This is a genomic window from uncultured Nostoc sp. (genome assembly GCF_964247315.1).
Lineage (GTDB): Bacteria > Cyanobacteriota > Cyanobacteriia > Cyanobacteriales > Nostocaceae > Nostoc.
On sequence record NZ_CAXTTT010000045.1, the window covers coordinates 37,420 to 53,734 of the forward strand.

Here is a 16,315-nt window from a genome sequence, read left to right on the forward strand (position 1 = left end):
AGTTTTTTCTTTGGGAGGCATCCCAAAGTGACCAACAATGATTTTATTGAACGCTGCGCTCGAGATACTTCCTTATGCTTAAAATGATGCATTAGCATTAGACATCTCCAGAAATTAAATATGCTGTAACCAGAACCCTTGTAGAAACGTAGCAGTGCTACGTCTCTACATTCTTTTTTTTGGAGATGTCTGATGTTATTTTTTTGCTTAAGCTTTTTTCAACCAGCTAAACATAGCGCGTAAATCTTTACCAACTTCCTCAATTTTGTGTTCAGCTTCTTTGCGACGCATGGCGGTAAATCCTGGTTTACCAGATTGATTTTCCAAAACAAATTCCCGCGCAAATTGCCCAGATTGAATTTCGCTGAGAATCTTCTGCATTTCAGCTTTGGTTTGTTCGGTGACAATCCGCGGGCCACGGGTATAATCGCCATATTCAGCCGTGTTAGAAATACTGTCGCGCATTTTGGCTAAACCACCTTCCACAACCAAGTCTACAATCAGCTTGACTTCATGCAGACATTCAAAATAAGCCAATTCTGGTTGATAACCAGCTTCTACCAAAGTTTCAAATCCGGCTTTGATTAAAGCACTCAAACCACCGCACAATACTGCTTGTTCGCCAAATAAATCTGTTTCGGTTTCTTCACGGAAAGTAGTTTCGAGAACACCGGCGCGGCTGCCACCGATACCTTTAGCATAAGCCATCGCGCGATCGCGTGCTTGACCACTGGCATCTTGATAAACTGCAAACAGCGCTGGTACGCCTTCACCACTTTCATAAGTCCGTCGTACCAAATGCCCCGGCCCTTTTGGTGCTACCATCACCACATCTACATTAGCTGGTGGTACAACTTGCCCAAAGTGAATATTGAAACCGTGCGCAAAAGCTAACACATTCCCTTCTTCTAGATTGGGTTCAATCTCGTTTTTGTAAATCGTTTTTTGAACTTCATCGGGTAACAAAATCATGATGAAGTCAGCAGCATTGGCAGCATCTGCAACATTCTTCACAGTTAACCCAGCTGCTTCAGCTTTTGCGACTGACTTACTACCCGGATATAGTCCCACAATCACATTCAAACCACTATCTTTGAGATTGAGAGCGTGGGCATGACCTTGGGAACCATAGCCAATGATAGCAATAGTTTTTCCAGCCAAAAGGTCTAAATTGGCATCTTCGTCATAATACATCCGGGCCATAGAAGCATCTCCTGTCAGCAAGCATGGTCATTTATTGGCAGGCTTACGATTGTACCCCAAATTGAGTAGCTACAGATGAACTATGACCCGGATTTCTCACAATATTACTCAAAGCGTTATAAAACCTAGATTCATAAGTTTCACACTGCATAAAAATTTTTAGCCGTTAGAAATGTCCGAAAGGTACTCTGGGTAAAGGTTATGAATAAGGGACTGACAAATAAAAAATACTCAACTACTTCTTGTGATGTGGACACCGCCCTTTGGATATGGGCGGTGTCCACATCACAAGATTGAATAATTTATTGTTGGAAATTCCTAATGCGATCGCTAACTCTCAAATCGGAAATAAATATATTCAAAAAACTAAATTTATCCGGCAACGCAATAATTTAGTAGTTAATTTGACAGGTTACACAGACAATTTACTTAAGTTACCCCAAATCATCAGCACCGTCCCCCACACTCATAATAGTGTTTCCCATCAGGGAAGCTTCGTTATTAAGGACTAGTATTCGGAAGTTTTACCCTAATATAATAATGTCACTAATAAGGGGGTTAGTAACGCTAGTGATTCCTTGAGAGCAAAGGCATTCTAAAACGTTCGGCCTAGCGAGAGTACGAGCCTGGTTGCCATGTCACCTTGAAACTTACCTGCAATAACGGTTTCTGTAGACGCTATAACCTTATTACCTCCAATTTTAGTTCAAACTGGATTGATTAATTAAGTATATAAAAGTTGAATTGCGGTTTAAATTGAGTTAGTAAATTGAAGTAATTATTCATCAAGTCAGACTACCAATGCTCTCCCAAGATAAACCAAATCCAAAAGATTCACCGCAAGGATCGTCTGAAACACGTCGTCAAAACATTCTGCCCACTGCCCCATTACCGGAATCTATTAGTAAAAATATCGAGACTATCATCGCATTGCACAGACGTTCTGAAAAAGACATACCACGACATCAGCGGGTTGTAGAAACGGTAAGTGCTTTTTTTGGTCGTCCTGCATTCTTGTATAGCATCCTGCTTGGGATTATTCTGTGGATAACACCCAATGTCTTACCACGACGTTTCGGCATACCAAGATTTGATCCTCTTCCATTTTCTTGGTTACAATTTTCACTGACTGCGGGTTCATTGTTGGTGACTACAGGAGTATTGATTAAACAAGAGCGACAAGAAAAGTTAGCAGAGCAACGGACGCAGCTTATTCTTCAACTCAACCTGCTCTCTGAGCAAAAAATCGCTAAACTCATCGGTTTGGTTGAGGAATTACGCCAGGATATTCCTAATGTCAAAAATCGCTCTGACCCGGAGGCTGAAATGATGAAGTCCCCTACTGATCCGCACGCAATTATAGATGTATTAGAAGAGACTTTAGCATCCGAACTAGCAAGTTTCTCTCAGCAACAAACATCAATTGAAGAATAATTGGACTTTGGACAAAACTTTATCCCTGTTACATAAATCGCAACAATCCAGATTTTGAGTTTTTCTTCAGTAATACTGGGGTTAACTTCATCCATCTAGGGGTAGATTATGTATACTTCGACTAAATTACCGCGCACATCTGCTTTATTTATAAGTGCGTTATTGGGAGGGGTGATTTTCACCAGTTGCGCCTCTTCCGAACAGGCGGCAAATAAGTCTGCACCTCAATCTGCACCTCAAATTGCAACCAATGACGCGGTAAATCAATTGCCTGCTCGTGAAAGCAGTCTTTCCCAAAAAGCGGAAGCTGTACCAATAGCGCGTTCTCGTCCTCAACTCATCAAAAAGGCAGCAATTTCTTTGACTGTCAACTCTGTAGATCGGACTATTGATGCTGTTTCGCAAATTATCAATCAACAGCAAGGGGATTTAATCGGGTTGAAACAACAACAACCCAAAAATGACAACCCGCGTTACACAGCAACAATCCAATTGCGGATACCAGAGAATCGGCTAGAACCTACTCTAGAACAACTAGCTAAATTGGGTACTGTAGAGAGTCGTAATATCACTGCCGAAGATGTGGGCGATCGCCTAGTAGATTTTCAAGCCAGATTAACGAATTTGCAAAAAACTGAAGCCAATTTGCAAAAAATTATGGATCGGGCAGCTTCTGTCAGAGATGTGCTTAGTGTTGCCCAAGAACTGAGTAATGTCCGACAAACAATAGAACAAATTGATGCCCAACTTAAAAGCTTACAAAATCAAGTTGCATATTCCACTATTACGCTGAACCTAGAAGCAGCAGTTTCTAGCACCAGTCCCCAACCTGCCTTGGGTTTGCAAGTTCAGGAAACTTGGAACAACTCTACCCATTCTTTGAGGGCATTTTCCGTTGGCTTACTCAAACTGGGTATTTGGTTAATTGTTTACAGTCCCTATTTGTTAATTTTTGCTGCTCTTGTCTATGGCTTTAGCCGTTGGCGGCGAACTCATTCACCACGTTTGACACAAACACCGGAGTCAACTAGTTCTGACTAAACTTGTATAAATCTACATCTACCTTTGATAAATCTACACACGCAAAGAGGTATTGAAATATTCCAAACTCAAGATTGTCTATACCTTTCGCTTAAAAATTTTCTTTATCCTGTAGTCTTAATTACTTTAATACTTTTTTAAATGTAAAGAGCAATACAAAATATCTGATGACAATTTTGATACAAATTTGTTAAGAATAGTTACAATAGTCGGCGTACACAATAATATTTCTTATGGTAAATTCACTTGACAATAATCCACCCCATCAAGTAGTTATTGTTGGCGGTGGTTTTGGTGGACTTTATGCAGCAAAAACACTAGCCAAAGCGGCAGTAAACGTTACTCTGATTGATAAACGTAACTTTCATCTATTTCAACCCCTTTTATATCAAGTCGCCACAGGTGCGCTATCTCCCGCTGATATTTCTTCACCCTTGCGTTCTGTCCTCAGCAAGAGCAAGAATACGAAAGTGCTGCTGGGAGAGGTGAATAATATCGATTTAGAAGCGCAAAAAGTGATTGTGGGCGACGAAGCAATACCTTACGATACGTTAATTGTCGCCACAGGTGCGAAGCATTCCTACTTTGGCAAAGACAATTGGGAAGAATTCGCCCCAGGCTTGAAAACAGTAGAAGATGCTATAGAAATGCGTAGCCGGATTTTTTCGGCATTTGAAGCCGCAGAAAAAGAAACCGATCCAGAAAAACGCCGCGCTTGGTTAACTTTTGTAATTGTAGGTGGTGGCCCAACTGGTGTAGAGTTGGCGGGTGCGATCGCAGAATTAGCAAACCAAACTCTTAAAGAAGATTTCCGCAGCATCGATACCTCAGAAGCCAAGATTTTGCTATTAGAAGGTTTGGATCGGATTCTGCCACCTTTTGCACCAGAGTTATCACAAGAAGCGGAAGCATCTCTAACGCGCTTGGGTGTAGTTGTCCAGACAAAAACACTGGTAACAAATATTGAAAATGATATTGTTACCCTCAAACAAGGAGATGAAGTTAAAGAAATTGCTTCAAAAACGGTATTATGGGCAGCAGGTGTAAAAGCTTCCGCAATGGGAAAAGTCCTAGCAAAACGCACAGATGCTGAGTGCGATCGCGCTGGACGGATTATCGTTGAACCTGACTTGAGTATTAAGGGACATCCGAATATTTTTGTAATTGGCGACTTAGCAAATTTTTCTCATCAAAATGGTAAACCGCTACCTGGTGTTGCACCTGTAGCGAAGCAGCAAGGTGAATATGTAGCAGAACTAGTCCAAAAGCGGCTTGTAGGTAACAATTTGCCACCTTTTGCTTATACCGATCATGGTAGTTTGGCAATGATTGGTCACAATTCTGCTGTAGTAGATTTGGGCTTTATCAAGCTGAAAGGTTTCGTTGCATGGCTGTTTTGGCTGTTGATTCACATCTACTTCTTAATTGAATTTAACAACAAATTAGTAGTAATGATTCAGTGGGCATGGAACTATTTCACCCGTAATCGCGGAGCAAGATTGATTACAGGCCAGGAATCAATTACGCAGTTCGGAATTAGCGATCGTAATAGTTATTCAGCCGATAATAAACAGCCGGTAAATGTCTAAATTGGGTATGGGGCATTGGGCACAAGAGGCAGAGGTGCAGAGGGGCAGAGGGGAAAAACTTACTGTAACTTCTCCCCTGCTCCCCTGCTCCCCTGCTTTCCCACTCCCTACTCCCTACAACAAAGTTATCGCCCTCATAAATTAGCAGTAAGCTGTTTGAGGGCGTTTTTTATATTTACTATGGCAACTATTAACGACAACTACCTGAAGCTAAAAGCGGGTTATCTGTTTCCAGAAATTGCTCGGCGGGTGAATGTCTTTGCAGAAGCCAATCCTGATGCTAAAATCATCCGGCTGGGTATTGGCGATGTTACCGAACCTCTGCCGGAGGCTTGCCGTGCAGCTATGATTAAAGCTGTGGAAGAAATGGGCGATCGCAATACCTTCAAAGGCTACGGCCCAGAGCAAGGCTACGCTTGGTTACGGGAGAAAATTGCTACTCAAGATTTCCAAGCACGGGGAGCCGACATAGATGCCTCGGAAATCTTTATCTCCGACGGTTCCAAATGCGACACAGGCAACATTCTAGAAATCTTTGGTCATGACAATCTAATTGCCGTTACTGACCCTGTTTACCCCGTGTATGTAGACACTAACGTTATGGTGGGAAATACTGGGGATGCCAACGATAAAGGCGAATTTGAGGGTTTAGTTTATCTACCAATTACAGCTGATAACAACTTCACCGCCGAGATTCCCTCAAATAAAGTCGATTTAATTTATCTCTGTTTTCCCAATAACCCCACTGGCGCAACTGCTACCAAGGAATATCTCAAGACATGGGTGGACTATGCCAAAGCTAATAACTCGATTATTTTCTTTGATGCAGCCTACGAAGCTTATATCACCGATGCGTCGATTCCGCACTCAATTTATGAAATTGAAGGTGCAAAAGAAGTTGCGATCGAATTTCGTTCTTTCTCCAAAAACGCAGGTTTTACAGGAACCCGTTGCGCGTTAACTGTAGTACCGAAGACACTGACAGCAAAAGCCGCCGATGGTTCCGATGTAGAACTGTGGAAACTGTGGAATCGTCGCCAGTCCACAAAGTTTAATGGCGTTTCTTACATCGTCCAACGGGGAGCGGAAGCAGTTTACTCTGAAGAAGGACAAGCACAAATCAAGGGATTGGTGAGTTTCTATCTAGAAAACGCCAAAATTATCCGCGAGAAACTCACAGCCGCCGGATTAGCGGTGTATGGCGGCGTGAATGCACCTTACGTCTGGGTGAAAACTCCTAATAATTTATCTAGTTGGGAATTCTTTGATAAGTTGCTGCAAACTATCAACGTTGTCGGAACACCCGGTTCTGGCTTTGGTGCTGCGGGTGAAGGTTACTTCCGCATTTCGGCGTTTAACAGCCGGGAGAATGTGGAAGAGGCGATGAAGCGGATTACCGAGAAGTTTAAGGTGTAGAGCGATCGCTTTTGTTAAACTCATTCTATTAGTCTAAAGGTTACGGTGGGCTGTATTATCCACCGCAACCTAATAGATAATTGTTGAGATTCAGCTTACTGATATTTTGGTTATGACTGCTGCTATCCCCGTTTTCAAACCTGTTAGCCGGATGCAGTTAGCACCTGGTAGCACGGTAACTATTCCTGATGTTAGCTGGGAAGAATTTGAATCTATTTTACAAGAATTGGGAGAAAAAAGAACTACACGAATTGCCTACAGCCAGGGTACTTTAGAAATTATGGCTCCTTTACCAGAACATGAAATTCCCAAAGATTTAATTTCTGATATTGTCAAAATATTGCTGAAGGCTAAAAATATCAGATATCAACCTTTTGGTTCCACCACCTTTAAACGACAAGGTGTTGCAGGAGTTGAACCTAATGCTTGCTTTTATATTCAGAATTATCAACAACTGATTGGTCATCGCCGCTTGCAACCTGATGATCCGCCGCCAGATTTAGCGATTGAAACTGATGTTACATCAAAAACTACTCTTGATGCTTATCAAGCGATTGGAGTTGCAGAACTATGGGTTTACGATAGCGGGAGTCTTTCTATTTATTTGCTCAAAGAGGGGAAATATATAAAATCTAACACCAGTCCTAATTTTGAAGATATAGCGATTACTCAGATTATTCCTGCTGCTGTAGAACGTAGTTGGCAAGTAGGAAGTTTTCAAGCTTTGGAAGAATTGGAAGCAATGATTTCATAAATGATAAAGTAGCCACTGGATGGTATAAAAAATAATTGATGTAATTTAAAAGACAAGCATTATCGAATAAATTTGTTTAGTTCCTCAACTAAAATATGTACTGTTGTTGAAGGATTATCATTTACTGGATTGGGATGATTATATTGCTTGAGAAGAGTTTTAGCGTGTTTGATAGCAGTAGATTGCCGATTTTCTATTTCCTCATAGATTGTTGCACTATTTTTTTTATAATTGTATTTAAGCAATTTGTCTAACTTATCGATGTAATCTTGGCGAGGAAGTCCAGTATTTAAAAATTCAAAATGTAATACATACCATAATTCAAAAGCTTCATTAGAATAAGCAACTTTAAATCCTTCTCTTTCAGCATTTGCAATAGCGTTGTTAAAATCTTGCTTAGGCCAATCATCCCGATCAAATACGCACCAAATTTGATCGTAATCTCCTTGAGATTTTAATTCTTTAGCCTCTTGGACTAGTTTACTTGGATTGTAGCCAAACCCTCTGACATCAATTTTCTTGACAGTTGTGGAAACACGAAAACTCATGAAGTAATTTGGCTCGGTTTTTTCACCTTCACAAATAATTAAAAATATTTGCCTAAGTTCTCTTGTTTCAACTTTTCTATCAGCATAGCCACGGTTTCTAGGCATTAGGCTCACCAATAAGTTGACTTGAGTCACCAATAAATGGAATAGCACCATATCTGCCTTTGATATAGTCACTTTCAAAAGAGGCATCGTTATGTATTTTATATTCAACTAATGAATATAAATCTGTAGCACCATACTTATTTTTTTCAGTGAACCAAATCTGATCTCTGCGAAAGAGTTTATTACTGAGCAAATTGGTGTCATCAGTCATAAATATTAGTTGTGCATTATTAAAATTTATATTTTTGAAGTTAAATAATTCAACAATTGCTTTACTGATTAGTGGATGAAGCCTCGCATCAAATTCGTCAAATATTAAAACTTTGCCATATTTAAGAGTATCTATTAAAAGTCCAGCAATAGAAATTATTTTTTTAGTTCCTTCCGACTCTTGACTATCTAAATCAAAAAACTTCATAGATACATAATTACCTTGCTTATCAAATCTTTTATGCCCTGTCTTAATTGAAGCTCCCTTTATTCTGATTTGTTCAATACCTAAATCTAGTTTTTTAATTAACTGAATAATTTCTGATTTATTCTCATTATTTTCTGCTAAAGAGCTTAGTGTATAACTCAAATGATCTTGATCGTCTAAACCTGAAACTATATTCACTTGTTTTGTGAGCCAATCTAGTATTCTCTCAGCTATTTCAACGTTGAATTGAGCAGCCACTGATAGAAAAAGTGCATTGCTCCTAGTTTTTGGGTAAATATCTTCACCTTTGAATATTTTAGATAGATATTTTATCTTACGTGAATTTCCGTCATAAACTCGCTCAAAAAGACGAGTTTGGTTTGTCTTAGGAACGTAATATAGCCACTCGGAAATAACCCTTTTTTGATTAGCTTGAAACCCATATCTATACTTTGTACCATCTAAAAGAAACACAATTTCAAAAAAAGATGGTTGTGCTTCAGTTTCTGTACTTAGGTCAAACGGTTCAACTCCTATTTTTTCTGTACTTTGAGTCTCTTTAGAGGAATTGATCATAAACCACTTCATAAAGCCCAAAGCTTTTGGAAGATTACTTTTACCACTGGCATTGGCACCATAAATCACAGCCCTTGTGAGTAATTTCAGGTCATCATCTACTGCAAAAACATTGTTGTCATCAAGTTCTTTTTCTTTTGCAACAATATTGGCAGCTACCATACTAAAGGTGACTTTATCCTTAAATGATCGGTAATTACTAATACTAAACTCTATGAGCATAGTAACTTTTTATCCTAAACAGCATATTTGTGAAACGATCGCAAATATATAAGTTAAGCATAGCGGTTATCGCTCATACATGACTAGTTTGACTATGCGATGCCTACGGCGGTAAACTACGCACTTTCCCAATTATCCATGAATTGCATCAAAAAATTATTCCTGAGAATTACTTCCGCCTTCTTCGCCATCATCAGGTAAATCAATTTTCGGCTTAACTTTCGGTTGCCCATAAGTACCCAAAGTCAGTCCTTCTTCCAGATATACAGAAGAGTACTTACTCAATCCAATACGCTGTGAAGTATAAATTCCTGAATGACCCGAAAATAAGTAGCTTACAACACAGGCAATAGCAACAAATACCCCGGATTCTAGACCAAATAGTTCTATTCCCATTAGAGTCGATGCTAAAGGTGTATTTGCTGCACCTGCAAACACACCCACAAATCCCATTCCTGCTAACAGTGGTGCAGGTAATGCTAAAAGCAACGACAAAGCATTACCTAAAGTTGCACCAATAAAAAACAAAGGTGTCACTTCTCCTCCCTTAAAACCTGCTCCTAGAGTTAAAGCAGTCATACCAAATTTTGCTGCAAAATCCCAAGGAGGTAGCTGAGTGGAGAAAGAATCAACGATAGTAGGGATACCAAGTCCAATATATTTAGTTGTACCACTTAACCCAACAATTGCTGCTATTATCGCACCGCCAATTAAAGGACGCATTGGAGGATACGATATCTTTGCTTTAAAGAAGTGACTAATTTTGTGAGTTACTTGAGCAAAAAATCTCGCTACAATTCCAAAGATTGCACCTGCGATAATGGCAGAAATCAGCCCCCAAATTGTGAGCGGCGGTATAGAGGGAGCGTGTCGGTACGCTGTATGATGTAAACCTAATAGTAAAGTTACTTGATTTCCTACGATCGCAGCAATTAATGAGGGAAAAAGAGCATCGTAATGAATCTTACCAATCGCTAAAACTTCCAGACCAAATACAGTTCCAGCTAGGGGAGTACCGAATACTGAAGCAAATCCCCCACTGATACCTGCGGTTAATAAAATTCGCCGATTGACCCCTTTAAAATGTAATATTTTAGTTAGCTGGTCTGCCAAAGAAGCACCCATTTGTAATGCTGTACCTTCACGACCGGCTGAACCTCCAAATAAGTGAGTCAGGTCTGTTCCTAGTAGAACAAGAGGAGCCATGCGGAAGGGAATAATATCTTTAGGTTTATGGATTTCTTCAAGTAAAAGATTATTCCCGGCTTCTACAGTCCGACCAAATTGATGATAAATCCAACCACTCAAGAAGCCACCAAGGGGAAGAAAGGCGATGATCCAACGATGCGATTCTCGCCAATCAGTTGCCCATTCTAATGATGCTAAAAGAGCAGCAGAAGCCGTTCCAGCAAGAATGCCAACTACAAAGGAAATGGGCAACCACTTAATTAGGTGGGGTAAAGCTATAAATGGTTCAGACTGACGAAAGTGTTTCATACCGTGACTCCTTGAGGTGCGATTTGTAGACTTACACTTTCTACAAGAGAGTCAGGTAATGCATTTAGCCAAGCCCTACTCTCCCGCAGTAAGTCAGGAAAGTAGGAGCCATCAGCCTTCCAATTATTAATTTAACCTGTACTGGAAAGGCGGTTTTGGCGAGCTCCATCGCCATAAATACTATTTAATTAATTTAACAATACCATTTTTGCTTTTGTATTGCTTTAAAAGTTTTACTATTTGTTCCTCTGAATTATCAGCAATTACACAGTAGCGATGCCTATCTTGAAAAGTGACCCTCGTAAGAGTAGAAGTTCCGCCTGCATCAACAACTTTTTTACAAATTTCCTACTAGAGATAGATGTATTTTTATATATTAAAGATAAACATACTTCTGAAGAAACAAAGTATCAAAAACAACTAAATTAACATTGATAAAAGTTAAATGGGAAAACCGTACTTATCTAATAGGTTTTCTGTACCATCTATCTAAGTTTAGCTGGATACAATCAAAGCATGGCTTATATTAATGCTGTTTTCTATAAAATTTATACAGCATTAGCAGGAGAGCGAAAAGATGACAAATCAATTGAAAACAACTGCTTTGCTAGCTGCGTTAAGTGGTCTTTTGATCGCAATTAGTTATTGGGTAATTGGCGGTACTAGTGGCTTGATTATCGGGATCGGCTTGGCAGCAGTAACAAACTTGTTTTCCTGGTATCAATCAGATAAGATTGCGCTGGCAGTATACCGCGCCCAACCTGTGAGTGAAAGAGAAGCACCAGGACTTTATCGGATGGTGCAGAGATTGAGCGATCGCGCTAACATTCCTATGCCTAAAGTTTACATCGTTCCAAGTCAAGGTGCAAACGCCTTTGCTACAGGGCGCGATCCAGAACACGCTGCTGTTGCTGTCACTGAAGGCATTTTGAATATATTGCCAGATGACGAACTCGAAGGCGTTATCGCCCACGAACTCACCCATATTATTAATCGTGACACTCTCACTCAAGCTGTTGCTGCTACTGTGGCTGGTGCGATCTCATTCCTAGCCCAAATGGTTAGTTACAGCCTATGGTTTGGCGGTGGTTCACGAAATGACAACAGAGGTGGAAATCCAATAGGAGTTTTATTAACAGTCATGCTTGCACCGGTGGCGGCGACAATCATTCAGCTAGCAATTTCGCGCACACGAGAATTTTCTGCTGATGCAGGTTCTGCTAGATTAACTGGTAATCCCCGCGCCTTAGCTAGGGCATTGCAACGCCTAGAAGCTTCAGCAAAGCAAATGCCTTTAAATGCCAATCCAGCTTATGAGCCGTTATTAATTATCAATTCCATCTCTGGACAGTTTCTGGGTAACTTATTCTCCAGTCACCCGGCTACAGAAATGCGAGTTGCAGCATTGTTGAAATTAGAGCAACAACTGCCAACAAAAAGTTATTAACTTGTCATTAGTCATTAGTCATTTGTTCTTTGTGAAATAAATAAATGACTAATGACTATTAATATAGGGATAAAGTGCAATTTTTAGATGAAGCCGAGAGAAACTGGCACTTATTGATGAAAGACTTAGTAGATTTCAGCTTTCCCCTGCAAAAGGCGGCTATTGCTGCTTGGGAAACCTTCAACAATAATTACTAATTCGTAATTAAAAGGAACGGAACACCGCGCTAATTTTTTTGAAATTAGCGGTCTAAAATTCAATACGCTTGGGTTAGCGCCAAAAGCCTTAAAGTGTGTAGTGTGTAGGTTGGGTTGAGGAACGAAACCCAACATTTCCGGTGCTTTGTTGGGTTGCGCTTTGCTTAACCCAACAAAGCAATTTTTCACAAAGCCAAGCGTATTGGTCTAAAATTAGTTGGGGTTTAAATCCCTAACTAATTCAATTACGAATTATTTTAATAATCCTTACTCTCGTTAAAGAAGGTACGCGTCAGCGTGGGTGGAGTTATCTATTGTAAACATTTTTTGAATTGGTATTAGTTAACAAAAATTAGAATGCCCAAATGCTCAAATGTGAAAAACTTTGTCAGAATATAAATAAGGGTTTTAACATTTACCTATGTGTAATTAAATGACTCAAATATTTGAAGATGCGACGAAAACAGACAATTATATCCGTGTTGCTAAACTTGCAGAAGTTCAGGCAGCAGGCAGTTTGTTAGTCCACAAGGAAAAGCATACGATTGCTTTGTTTTACTCAAATAATACAGTTTACGCAATTGATAACCGTTGTCCTCACATGGGCTTTCCTTTACAAGGAAGCACTTGCAAAGATGGTATTGTTACTTGTCCTTGGCATTATGCCCGCTTTGATCTTGCTAGTGGTGGAACGTTTGACTCGTGGGCAGATGATGTTCCTTGTTTCCCAGTAGAAATCCGTGATGGTGAAGTTTGGATAAATTTAGCACCACCAGCTAACCCTCATGCTCACCACCGCCAACGTCTGCTAGACGGTTTAGAGCAGAATATTTCTTTAGTGATTGCAAAATCAACGCTGGCACTATTAGATATAGGGGTGAACCCGACAGAACCATTTCTCATGGGGCTAGAATTTGGCACTCGTTATAACAAAGCGGGTTGGAGTTCAGGTTTGACTATCCACACCTGTATGATGAATCTACTACCTTATCTTGATGCAGAAGACAAACCTCGTGCTTTATTTCACGGACTGTCGGCAGTAGCTAATGATAGTGCGGGTGCGCCACCAGAGTTTGTTGTTCACCCATTACCCAACGCTAAAGTAGATTTTGCAACTCTCAAAAACTGGTTTCGCCAATTTATTCAGGTACGGGATGCTGAAGCAGCACAAAGATGTTTAGTATCTGCTGTTCGTTCCGGAGCTAATTCAAAGCAAATAGCAGACATGCTGTTCTGTGCTGCCACAGATCGTCGCTATCTTGATGTTGGGCATACGCTTGATTTTATCAATAAAGCATTAGAAGCACTTGATACTATCGCTTGGCAAGCAGCAGAATCAATTCTGGCTAGCTTAGTTTCGGGTTTAGCCAATGCTTCGCGGATGGAAGAATCCAATTCCTGGCGCTACCCTGTAGATTTGGTGGCAATATTAGAGTCGGCTTTTGAGCAATTACCGACTGTATTAAGTGTAGGAAAATCTCGACAAGGAAGTTGGTCACAACCAGATGAACTAATACCAATTTTATTAGGTGAAGACCCACAAGCGATCGCAGACTCGCTATTGAATGCACTGAAAGCAGGTTGTACTGAAGAACAATTAGCTGGTGTAGTTACTTATACAGCCGCATTACGAATAGCTCGTTTTCACACTAATAATGAATTTGGAGATTGGAATTCAGCCCACCATCCATTTACGTTTGCAAATGCCCTACATCAAGCTTTACGAAGAGTACCAACAGTCGAACTATTAAGAGGTGTGTTTGATGCGGCGATGAGTGTGTATTTAAATCGTTTTTTGAATGTCCCACCAGCAAGGCTGCCAGAACCCAAAGACATCGTAGAAAATCCCGAACAATTACTTCAGCAGCTACCGGATTTATTAAACCGTCAGCAGCAAGTAAACCAGACAGGGCAATTAGTTGCTAATTATTTATACAGTGGTGGTAGTCCTGAAAGACTGATGGCAAAATTGGGGAAATTGATGCTGCGAGAAAACCGTGATTTTCATGTCGTTCAAGAAATAGAAGCCGCTTTTCGTCAGTATTCTTTCCTCGGTCAAACTTCGGCTGGAATTCATATACTAGTGGCTGCATCTCGGTATTTAGCAGCTCATTCTCCGACAATGCGATCTCAAGGACAAACTTATCAAATTGCGGAACGTTTACATCAAGGCGATCGCTTATTTGAGGAATCGTGATCGGCATTACACTTTTAAGACGCGATAAATAGCGTCTCTACATGAGGGTTTTGTTGCTGATTCTGAACTGTATTGAGAGATAAAGCGTGTTTTAGGTAGAACGGCGTAAATATTTGTAGTTAGGATGAGGCAGGAGGACAGCAACTTTTGACAGAAAACTGAGAAACGAAAAAGGATTTGATTTATTTGAGTAATGCTCATTTCTAAACTAAGCGATCGCTTGTAGATTTACACTTCTTTTCTAGAGCGATATCTCTGACAAGGTACGCCTACACCTTTACAATACGATCATTTCACCTCCGAACTCGGAATTGGAGGCATATAAATTGAGACATCTTTTTCTTACATATTTTCGAGTATTCGCGCCAATTCCTCTAGAGTCTCGGCTGTGAGAATAGAACGTTGAATTACTTTTAGTTGCTCGATATCAGATATTTGAGAAATTTTTGGCATGAAATTTAATCCTTCATTGCCAAATTTTACTTCTAGGCTTAATTCGATGCTTGATAGCCTTCCCTCTTGCTGTCCGCGTTGCAATATTTCCTGATACCACGGCGAGGAACGCAATACTGTCATACCCCACCTCATAATTTGTTGGACTAATGCGCTATCTAGTACAAACGTAGCAAAAAATGCTAAGACTGTTTCGAGTTGGTTAAATTGTTCATCCGCTTGCAATAAACGCAATGCTTCTCGAATTGTAGACTCTTTTTCACCACCTTTAAGAATTGGTACAAAGGGAAGCAATGAGGGTAAGGGTTGTTCAAAGGCGATGCTAACATCAACTTCCCAGAGGTTAATGACGCGGTAATCTTGGCGTACTTGTAACCCAGCAATATTGGACTCGTATCGCCTGGGTATTTCTGCGTCACTCGTTTTGAGGATATTAAGCAGTACAGGATAAGTTGGTAAGTTATATTTTTCTTCTGCCAATCCTGCATAAGCACGCATCCGTCGTGGCATTTCGGGTTTATACCGCAATTGCAATTCATTGAGAACGAGAAATTTTCCGTACTCTTTACTTTCGACGCGGATAAGTACATCGCTTTCTCTACTAATCCACTGAAACTCGGAATTGAGGATTTCGCCTGCAACGACATCAGGGATTTGTGTTACCCATTTTACCCAATTGTTGGGTGCGAGGCTAATTAAGCGTTTGGTACTGACATCGGCGGGTTTTGACATAGAGAAACTGGATGCACTTAAGGAATGCAACTTTTGATATTTGAGGTAGCATTTAACGCATCAAAGCATGAATTCTTTCACAGAACAAGTTTTAAGATGATGAAATAGTCTTTAAAGTTCGCCAATACCAGTAATTGATGTAGTTCAGTAAGGTTTAGGTGTGCGATCGCTTGTCGATTTACACTTGAAAGTAGAGCGTAGACGCTTCATCGGCGAAACACCATCATTCAACATAAGATTAAACTGGTAATACAACGCGAGATTTCATGGTGATAAGGTTTATTTTGAGCGACTATGTTGATCGAGCGATGAGCGATGTCGTATACGACGAGCTATGCCTACGCTTTTCTTTCGGCTCAATGATATACGAAAATGAATGCGTGAATTACTCAAATGAGAAAGCAAACTGGGGTTTGAGTAAGTCAAAGCTGATTTTGCTTGCGGAAAACACCAAAATGAGAAAGCAAACTGGGGTTTGAGAAAGTA

General features: G+C 40.3%; 14 protein-coding genes and 1 riboswitch. Of the genes, 9 read left to right on the forward strand and 5 right to left on the reverse strand.

Annotated elements, in window-relative coordinates; genetic code table 11:
* Positions 1–207 precede the first annotated feature (207 nt).
* On the reverse strand, positions 208–1,203 hold the full coding sequence (gene ilvC, locus ACFE93_RS15245) for a ketol-acid reductoisomerase (protein ID WP_375474085.1): 996 nt from the start codon (positions 1,201–1,203) through the stop codon (positions 208–210).
* Positions 1,204–1,496: 293 nt separating this feature from the next.
* Here ilvC and ACFE93_RS15250 point away from each other — a divergent pair, with 293 nt between their 5' ends.
* The 6 genes from ACFE93_RS15250 (at position 1,497) to ACFE93_RS15275 (ending at position 7,437) form a co-directional block, all read left to right on the forward strand.
* Positions 1,497–1,715 (forward strand): hypothetical protein, encoded by a 219-nt coding sequence (locus ACFE93_RS15250; RefSeq protein WP_375474086.1) that lies wholly within the window; start codon positions 1,497–1,499, stop codon positions 1,713–1,715.
* A 289-nt stretch (positions 1,716–2,004) separates the two neighbouring features.
* Positions 2,005–2,637 (forward strand): DUF1003 domain-containing protein, encoded by a 633-nt coding sequence (locus ACFE93_RS15255; RefSeq protein WP_375474087.1) that lies wholly within the window; start codon positions 2,005–2,007, stop codon positions 2,635–2,637.
* 108 nt (positions 2,638–2,745) lie between these two features.
* Complete coding sequence (locus ACFE93_RS15260) at positions 2,746–3,678, forward strand: DUF4349 domain-containing protein (RefSeq protein WP_375474088.1); 933 nt, start codon at positions 2,746–2,748, stop codon at positions 3,676–3,678.
* A gap of 233 nt (positions 3,679–3,911) precedes the next feature.
* Positions 3,912–5,267, forward strand: a complete 1,356-nt coding sequence (locus ACFE93_RS15265; RefSeq protein WP_375474089.1) for an NAD(P)/FAD-dependent oxidoreductase — start codon at positions 3,912–3,914, stop codon at positions 5,265–5,267.
* A gap of 180 nt (positions 5,268–5,447) precedes the next feature.
* Positions 5,448–6,683 (forward strand): LL-diaminopimelate aminotransferase, encoded by a 1,236-nt coding sequence (locus ACFE93_RS15270; protein WP_375474090.1) that lies wholly within the window; start codon positions 5,448–5,450, stop codon positions 6,681–6,683.
* Between the two features lie 112 nt (positions 6,684–6,795).
* Positions 6,796–7,437, forward strand: coding sequence for a Uma2 family endonuclease (locus tag ACFE93_RS15275; protein WP_375474091.1), 642 nt, complete (start codon positions 6,796–6,798; stop codon positions 7,435–7,437).
* A gap of 59 nt (positions 7,438–7,496) precedes the next feature.
* On the opposite strand, the gene ACFE93_RS15280 is transcribed toward ACFE93_RS15275, so the two are convergent.
* The 3 genes from ACFE93_RS15280 to ACFE93_RS15290 form a co-directional block, all read right to left on the reverse strand.
* Entirely contained in the window at positions 7,497–8,090 is a 594-nt protein-coding gene (locus ACFE93_RS15280) for an RloB family protein (protein WP_375474092.1), read from the reverse strand.
* Positions 8,083–9,246: an ATP/GTP-binding protein gene (locus ACFE93_RS15285; protein WP_375474093.1), complete on the reverse strand. Its 1,164-nt coding sequence runs from the start codon at positions 9,244–9,246 to the stop codon at positions 8,083–8,085. Before ACFE93_RS15285 ends, ACFE93_RS15280 begins: the two co-directional genes overlap by 8 nt.
* Positions 9,247–9,462: 216 nt before the next feature.
* A complete protein-coding gene (locus tag ACFE93_RS15290; protein ID WP_375474094.1) occupies positions 9,463–10,803 on the reverse strand; it encodes a voltage-gated chloride channel family protein in 1,341 nt (446 codons plus the stop codon).
* Positions 10,804–10,898: 95 nt separating this feature from the next.
* Positions 10,899–10,985, reverse strand: a riboswitch (Fluoride riboswitch).
* A 395-nt stretch (positions 10,986–11,380) separates the two neighbouring features.
* On the opposite strand from ACFE93_RS15290, the gene ACFE93_RS15295 reads away from it, so the two are divergent.
* The 3 genes from ACFE93_RS15295 (at position 11,381) to ACFE93_RS15305 (ending at position 14,644) form a co-directional block, all read left to right on the forward strand.
* Positions 11,381–12,250, forward strand: a complete 870-nt coding sequence (locus tag ACFE93_RS15295; protein WP_375474095.1) for a zinc metalloprotease HtpX — start codon at positions 11,381–11,383, stop codon at positions 12,248–12,250.
* Positions 12,251–12,324: 74 nt separating this feature from the next.
* Positions 12,325–12,447, forward strand: coding sequence for a hypothetical protein (locus ACFE93_RS15300; protein WP_375474096.1), 123 nt, complete (start codon positions 12,325–12,327; stop codon positions 12,445–12,447).
* A gap of 433 nt (positions 12,448–12,880) precedes the next feature.
* A complete protein-coding gene (locus tag ACFE93_RS15305) occupies positions 12,881–14,644 on the forward strand; it encodes a Rieske (2Fe-2S) protein (RefSeq protein ID WP_375474097.1) in 1,764 nt (587 codons plus the stop codon).
* A 342-nt stretch (positions 14,645–14,986) separates the two neighbouring features.
* On the opposite strand, the gene ACFE93_RS15310 is transcribed toward ACFE93_RS15305, so the two are convergent.
* Positions 14,987–15,829, reverse strand: coding sequence for an Rpn family recombination-promoting nuclease/putative transposase (locus tag ACFE93_RS15310; protein WP_375474098.1), 843 nt, complete (start codon positions 15,827–15,829; stop codon positions 14,987–14,989).
* Positions 15,830–16,315 lie beyond the last annotated feature (486 nt).

Bases quoted from the DNA above. Each gene is read 5' to 3' on its own strand.
- ilvC (WP_375474085.1), bottom strand. From the start codon at position 1,203: ATGGCCCGGATGTATTATGACGAAGATGCCAATTTAGACCTTTTGGCT.
- ACFE93_RS15255 (WP_375474087.1), top strand. From the start codon at position 2,005: ATGCTCTCCCAAGATAAACCAAATCCAAAAGATTCACCGCAAGGATCG.
- ACFE93_RS15260 (WP_375474088.1), top strand. From the start codon at position 2,746: ATGTATACTTCGACTAAATTACCGCGCACATCTGCTTTATTTATAAGT.
- ACFE93_RS15265 (WP_375474089.1), top strand. From the start codon at position 3,912: ATGGTAAATTCACTTGACAATAATCCACCCCATCAAGTAGTTATTGTT.
- ACFE93_RS15270 (WP_375474090.1), top strand. From the start codon at position 5,448: ATGGCAACTATTAACGACAACTACCTGAAGCTAAAAGCGGGTTATCTG.
- ACFE93_RS15275 (WP_375474091.1), top strand. From the start codon at position 6,796: ATGACTGCTGCTATCCCCGTTTTCAAACCTGTTAGCCGGATGCAGTTA.
- ACFE93_RS15280 (WP_375474092.1), bottom strand. From the start codon at position 8,090: ATGCCTAGAAACCGTGGCTATGCTGATAGAAAAGTTGAAACAAGAGAA.
- ACFE93_RS15285 (WP_375474093.1), bottom strand. From the start codon at position 9,246: ATGGTAGCTGCCAATATTGTTGCAAAAGAAAAAGAACTTGATGACAAC.
- ACFE93_RS15290 (WP_375474094.1), bottom strand. From the start codon at position 10,803: ATGAAACACTTTCGTCAGTCTGAACCATTTATAGCTTTACCCCACCTA.
- ACFE93_RS15295 (WP_375474095.1), top strand. From the start codon at position 11,381: ATGACAAATCAATTGAAAACAACTGCTTTGCTAGCTGCGTTAAGTGGT.
- ACFE93_RS15305 (WP_375474097.1), top strand. From the start codon at position 12,881: ATGACTCAAATATTTGAAGATGCGACGAAAACAGACAATTATATCCGT.
- ACFE93_RS15310 (WP_375474098.1), bottom strand. From the start codon at position 15,829: ATGTCAAAACCCGCCGATGTCAGTACCAAACGCTTAATTAGCCTCGCA.